Origin of the sequence: Negativicoccus succinicivorans (genome assembly GCF_018373335.1) — a bacterium.
Lineage (GTDB): Bacteria > Bacillota > Negativicutes > Veillonellales > Negativicoccaceae > Negativicoccus > Negativicoccus succinicivorans_A.
This window is the reverse complement of the sequence record NZ_JAHAHH010000073.1, coordinates 1-6,595: the sequence shown is the minus strand read 5'-3', so window position 1 is coordinate 6,595 and position 6,595 is coordinate 1. Positions and strand designations below refer to the sequence as shown.

Sequence of the window (6,595 nt, the reverse complement as noted above, 5' to 3'; positions counted from 1 at the left end):
ATTCACACGGATAAAGCGTACGCCACCGGCGTTATCTTGATTGTAGTCGTAGTTTTGATGAACGAGATCTCCTCGCTCGTCATGAATAAATGGAGAAAATAGATGTCCGACTTGGCTTTTAAAGTGAACAACTTAAACCTCTATTATGGGGAAAAACAAGCGCTCTTTAATGTCAATATGGAGATTGAAGAGCGTGCGATCACCGCGTTGATCGGACCGTCGGGTTGCGGCAAGTCGACATTCTTGCGTGTTCTTAACCGTATGAATGATTTGATTGAAGGCTGCCGGATTACCGGTGAGGTACTGTATCGCGGGCAAGACGTATTTGATGTGGACGATGTCAATCAACTGCGCCGACAGATCGGGATGGTATTCCAGAAACCGAATCCGTTTCCGATGAGCATTTATGATAACATCACGTTTGCGCTGAAATCGATGGGAATCAAAAAGAAGTCGATTTTGGATGAAACGGTGGAACGAAGCTTGAAACAGGCGTCGATTTGGGACGAAGTCAGTGACCGTCTGCATGAAAGCGCGCTCGCTCTTTCCGGCGGGCAACAGCAACGTATTTGCATCGCCCGCGCGATTGCGGTCGATCCCGAAGTCATTCTCATGGATGAACCGACGTCCGCGCTCGATCCGATTTCCACATTGAAAATCGAAAACCTGATTGAAGAATTGAAACAGCAATACACCATCGTCCTGGTTACGCACAATATGCAACAGGCGGCGCGTTGCTCAGACTCGACGGCGTTTTTCCTGTTGGGTGAAGTCATTGAAAAAGATGCGACGGATGTCATCTTTACGAACCCCAAGGAACAGCGCACGGAAGATTATGTAACCGGACGTTTCGGTTGAACGGAAAAACGTTCGACTTGGTATAATAAAAGCGAGGTATATTGTGGTCAGAATCCGATTAGAACGCGAACTCAACGAGTTGCGTAACGACATCATTACGGTCGGCAGCTGGACGGACGATGTGTTACAAATGGCATCGACGATTTTCCAAGACGGCGACAGCGTTCCGTACAAGGAAGTCGATGAGGCCGTGCGTCGTATCGTTTCCGCCAAACGCAAGCTGGAGGAAAACTGTTTGCGGCTTTTGGCAAGTGAACAGCCGTTGGCGTCTGATTTCCGACTGGTGTCGGCGATCTTCAAAATGGCGTCTCATGTAAAACGTATCGGGGAACTCGCCGGCGCGCTGGTAGAGCTTGCCGATGAAAGCGAAATGCGCTCGGACCCGGCGTGGGATGTTTTGGAAGATATGCTTGCCGAAGGACGCGACATGTTGCACAGCGCTTTGCGCTCGCTGGTCCGCTTTGATACGGACCTGGCGCAGAGCACGATTGATCGGGATGCCATTGTCGATCAACTGTTTCGCAAGCTGCGCGAAGAAATCATTCAAGAATTGCGGGAAGGCGACTCGCCGGACCCCTTGCTGCCCGATGCATTGTTGATGGGAAAATTCTTGGAGAAGATCGGCGACCACGCCGCGTCCTCCGCGGAATGGGTTTTATTTGCCATCGGTGATCGGCGGGAGTGAAAATCTATGGCCTTAATTTATTGTGTAGAAGACGATGAAAATATTCGTGACCTCATGGTGTATGCGCTGGAGAGCCAGCAGTACGAAGTCGGCAAATTCGAGTCGGGTGAAGAATTGTTTGCGGCGCTGGAAGAAAAAGTACCGGATCTGATATTGCTCGATATTATGCTGCCCGGCGACGACGGCTTAACCATTTTACGCAAATTACGGAGCCATGCGACGTACGACGGCGTCATGGTGATTTTAGTGACGGCCAAAAGCGCGGAATATGATGTCATCACCGGTCTCGATATCGGCGCGGACGATTACATTCGCAAACCGTTCGGGATTATGGAAATGATTTCCCGCGTGCGCGCCGTATTACGACGCCAGGGCTACCGCGCATTCGCAGGTGATGTGTATGAATGCGGACCGATTCGCTTGGATCGTAAACGCTACCGCGTGCAGGTGGACGGCGAAGACGTGACGCTCACGGCCAAGGAATTTGAATTGCTCGCGTACCTGTTGCTGAATAAAGAAATCGTTCTTTCTCGCGAACAGATTATGGAACACGTTTGGGAAATTACGCATTTCATTGAAAGTCGTACGGTCGACATGCATATTATGAGCTTGCGCCAAAAACTTGGCGACGCGGGAAGCATGATTCAAACGATACGCGGTGTCGGCTACAAACTGGGTGAAGAACGATGAAAAAAAGCATCTACTCCGCGTTGGTAAGCATCAGCATCGTAGCGGTGCTGTTGACTTTACTGGCAAGCATGTGGTTCTACTATTCCGGCGTCCGTAAAGAAGCGGAAATGCATCTCCAACAGGTTACGACCGTATTGGCGGACGGCATGCACAATCAACCGGTACCGGTCGACTGGCTGGCGGCATCGGTGGCCGGTATTGACGGCATGACGCGCGTAACTTGGATCGATGCGTCCGGCAAAGTACGTTTTGAATCGGCTTACAACGCGGACCAAATGGAAAATCATCTGGAACGCGAAGAAGTCAAGGCCGCCTTGGCCCATGGCGAAGGCGCGAGCCGCCGGGAATCCGGTACGTTGGCGCGGGAAACTTCGTACTATGCGCTGCGCTTGGACGACGGCTCCGTCCTGCGCACAGCGGTGGATCGCGGCAGCTTATTGGCGATTATGCAACGCGCGTTACCGGGCGTTTTAGGTGTACTGGCGGTCATCCTGATCGCTTGCTTCTTCCTGGCCGGTTACTTGACGCGGCATCTTTTGCAACCTTTGCGTCAGGCGGGGGAAGCGGTCGATGCGATGATCTCGGGGCAACCGGTGCCTTATATGCTCGGCGTGCCGGAACTCGATCCCATTTTAGCGAGAACACGTGCGCAGCAGGAAAACATTTCGCATTATATTGATGAAATTAATGACGAGCGCAACCGCACCCGTCGCATGATGGACACGCTTACGGAAGGCGTCATTTTGCTGGATCGCGGTCAATCGATCTTGGACTACAATGATGTCACCGCCAAGATTTTCCAATTGAACGGCGATGTGCACGGGCAAAGCGCGGCCGCGCTGGATCAGAGCTCCGCGTGGCTGACCTGTATTCAGGACGCCATGAAAACCGGCGAATCGTCCACCGAACTGACTTTGTGCGAGCGGATTTATCGCGTGCGCGCCCGTCGTACGGAAAGCAGTAATAATGACTTTACCGTACTGCTGGTCGTTCGCGATGTGACGGAAACCGCCTTGGCGGAACAACGTCGTCGCGAATTTTCGGCGAATGTTTCGCATGAATTGAATACGCCGCTCACCTCGATCCGCGGCTACGCCGAACTGCTTCTAAACGGCATGTATCATAATGCTGATGAGGTCAAAAACTTCGCGCGGCGGATGATTCAGGAATCGAATCGTCTGCTGGGGCTCATTCAAAACATCATGCGTTTGTCGCGCATTGAAGAGGCGAATGAACCGTATCAATGGCAAAACGTATCGCTTCATTACATTGCCGAGCAGGTGACCGATCTTTTGGAAATGCAGTCCGAGAAAAAGAACATTCGGATGCGGGTTCACGGCGATCAGGGTTATGTCTTCGGCGATGCCCGCCTGCTTTTTGAGCTTGTCTTGAATTTGGCGGATAACGCGGTCAAATACAATCGTGAAGGCGGCAGCGTGGATGTCACCATCCGGGACGGCGAAGAAAACGTTACGTTGACGGTGAAAGATACCGGCCTCGGCATCCCCATTGAACAGCAAAATTATATTTTCGAACGTTTTTATCGCGTGGAACAAAGCCGCTCGAAAGAGACCGGCGGCTCCGGCCTGGGCTTGGCGATTGTCAAACATATCGTTACCTTGCACCACGGCGAGCTGGACTTGGCGAGTCAGCCGAAGGAAGGCACCGCGATTACGGTAACGTTACCGAAAAAGCAACCCGACGAAGCGGAAACCGGAAAAGCGCAACGCGCTGACGGCGCGGCCGATGATGGCGCGGTTTCCCATGTCGTAACGAAATAAGCAAACAGCCGTCTTACTGAGGCGGCTGTTTTTCTGTGTCCAAACGCATTGTCTGAAAACAAACGCGCATGACCCGTTTTGCTCTGCTTCGGGTAATCGTATGCGGACAAATGTGCTATAATAAAAGACAATTTGAAGGAAGCGAGGGATAGTCATGGCGATAAGTGTAGCAGCACCGCAAGCCTATGGAAAAAAGGCGAATGATGTGATTTTCGGTGCCAATGATGCGGCGGTTAAAGCGGCGCAGAAATACGGCAAAGAAAAAGTAACCAACGCGACCATCGGCGCGATTTTGGACGAGAATGAAGAGTTGGTATGCCTGCCGACGGTAGAGAAAGTATACCGCGGCCTTTCGATGCGTGACGTGATTCAATACGCGCCGATCGCGGGCCTGCCGGATTTCCTTACCGAAGTGCAGAATCGTTGCTTCGGCGCGTACCGACCCGCGGCGGAGATCGCGGCGGTGGCCACGGCCGGCGGCACCGGCGGCATTCACAACACCATTCATAATTACACCGAATGGGGCGATGAAGTGTTGACCAGCGACTGGTACTGGGGCGCGTACAGCGTGCTTTGCAATGACAACGGTCGCAAACTTCGCACCTTCCGCCTGTTTACCGATGATCTGCAATGGAACCAGGACGATTTCGCGCAGCATGTGGAAGCGATCGCGGCGCATCAGGATCAGGTGCTCGTGATTTTGAACACGCCGGCGCATAATCCGACCGGTTACAGCCTTTCCGACGAAGACTGGCAGCAGGCATTGGGCACGCTGAAAGAAGTCGCGGCGCGTCCGGAGAAGCATGTGATCATTCTCGTCGATGTGTCGTACCTGGATTTCGCGGGCGATGAAGAAACGTCGCGGAGCTTTTTCCGTCACTTTGAAAACTTGCCGGAGAATTTGCTCGTGGTCGTTTGTTACAGCATGTCCAAAGGGTTTACCATGTACGGACAGCGTATCGGCGCGATGATCGGCATCACGTCTTCGCCGCAAATCGCGCAGGAGTTCAGAGACATCAACCAATATACCGGTCGGGCGACCTGGTCGAATATCAATCGGGCCGGCATGCAAACACTGGTCACCATCAGTCAGGACGCGAAACTTTTACAACAGTTCCAAGCGGAACAGGAGGAATATTTCGCGCTTATCCGTGATCGCGCCGCGATCTTCATGCAGGAAGCGGCCGAGGTGGAATTACCGGTTTTGCCGTATCGCGCCGGCTTTTTCCTGAGCGTGCCGAGCCGTGATTCGAAAGCGGTGTGCGCGCTGATGAACCGGGATAATATTTTCCCCGTGCCGTTGAAGGCCGGTGTGCGTTTGGCGGTGTGCGCGGTCACCAAAGCCAAGATGCCGGGCATCGCGACCAAACTCAAAGCGGCCTGGGAGCAAGTCGAACACGCGTAAAAAGTTCCGCTTCGGCGGAACTTTTTCTTTGCCCTGAAACTTGTTTCTGACACTGTTTTTCGTTATACTTAATAAATAGGCTAATTTGTTAATTATTAAAATTTACAACGCAAGGAGTCCGGATGAGTTTACAACAGACAATCGCCAAAAAAGTGACCTACTCAGGGATCGGTTTACACTCCGGGCAACCGGTGCGACTTTCGTTTGTCCCCGCGCCGGCGGATAGCGGGATTCGGTTTCGCCGCACGGATATCTCGGAAAACGATACGGTCGCCGCGCAGATTCGCTATGTGACGAATACGATGCGGGCGACGACGCTTGAAAACGGAGCGGTCATGGTGACTACCGTCGAGCATGTTCTGAGCGCGATTCGGGCGCTGGAGATCGATAATATCATCGTGGAACTGGACTCGGTGGAACCGCCGGTCGGCGACGGCAGCGCGGCGGTATTCGTGGGTCTGCTGGACGAAGCGGGCATTGTGACGCAGGACGCGGAGCGCCGCTACTTACCCGTGACAAAAAGTGTCGGTGTGTACGATACGCCGAATGACAGATTTATTGTCGCCTTGCCGTATGATGGTTTTCGCGTTACTTTCCTGGCCGAAAAAGAAGACCATCCGTTACTGCGGCTGCAGGCGATGGATATTGAAATCACGACGGAAAATTACCGTAACAGCATTATGCGCGCGCGCACGATCGGTTTTACGGAAGAGCTGGAGCAACTGCGCAAGATGGGACTGGGGCGCGGCGGAACGCTGGAAAATGCCGTTGTCTATTCGCCGACGGAAGTGCTTTCCGAATTGCGGTACCCGGACGAAGTAGTGCGCCATAAGATTCTCGATGTGATCGGTGATCTGGCCTTGGCGGGACCGCTAAAAGCGCATATTATTGCGCGCAAGTCCGGTCATCAACTGAATACGGAGCTGGCTCGCCGTTTAGTCGAGTCGGTTGCAAAGGAGGACCCGGTATGAAGCTTGAAGTTACTGAAATTATGGAAATTTTGCCGCATCGTTACCCCATGTTGCTGGTGGATCGTATGTTAGAATTGGAACCGATGAAACGCGCTGTCGGCATCAAAAATGTGACCATGAACGATCCGTATTTTCAAGGACATTTTCCCGGAAATCCGATTATGCCGGGCGTGCTTTTATGTGAAGCCATGGCGCAAGTCGCCGG

7 protein-coding genes are annotated in these 6,595 nt (G+C 52.8%); all 7 read left to right on the top strand.

What is annotated here, in order from left to right; all coding sequences use genetic code 11:
* Nucleotides 1-102: 102 nt before the first annotated feature.
* Nucleotides 103-858: a phosphate ABC transporter ATP-binding protein PstB gene (gene pstB, locus KH813_RS05710; protein WP_024047942.1), complete on the top strand. Its 756-nt coding sequence runs from the start codon at nt 103-105 to the stop codon at nt 856-858.
* Nucleotides 859-901: 43 nt separating this feature from the next.
* Entirely contained in the window at nt 902-1,543 is a 642-nt protein-coding gene (locus KH813_RS05705; protein ID WP_024047941.1) for a PhoU domain-containing protein, read from the top strand.
* Between the two features lie 6 nt (nt 1,544-1,549).
* Nucleotides 1,550-2,233 (top strand): response regulator transcription factor, encoded by a 684-nt coding sequence (locus tag KH813_RS05700; protein WP_024047940.1) that lies wholly within the window; start codon nt 1,550-1,552, stop codon nt 2,231-2,233.
* Nucleotides 2,230-4,014 carry an ATP-binding protein gene (locus tag KH813_RS05695; RefSeq protein WP_303994369.1) on the top strand — a complete coding sequence of 595 codons (1,785 nt, stop codon included), beginning with the start codon at nt 2,230-2,232 and terminating at the stop codon, nt 4,012-4,014. Before KH813_RS05700 ends, KH813_RS05695 begins: the two co-directional genes overlap by 4 nt.
* Before the next feature lie 154 nt (nt 4,015-4,168).
* Complete coding sequence (locus tag KH813_RS05690) at nt 4,169-5,419, top strand: pyridoxal phosphate-dependent aminotransferase (protein WP_303994367.1); 1,251 nt, start codon at nt 4,169-4,171, stop codon at nt 5,417-5,419.
* Nucleotides 5,420-5,541: 122 nt separating this feature from the next.
* A complete protein-coding gene (gene lpxC / locus KH813_RS05685) occupies nt 5,542-6,390 on the top strand; it encodes a UDP-3-O-acyl-N-acetylglucosamine deacetylase (protein WP_159822339.1) in 849 nt (282 codons plus the stop codon).
* The coding region (fabZ, locus tag KH813_RS05680; RefSeq protein WP_303994363.1) for a 3-hydroxyacyl-ACP dehydratase FabZ at nt 6,387-6,595 on the top strand (209 nt) is incomplete at its 3' end. The genes lpxC and fabZ, both read left to right, overlap by 4 nt.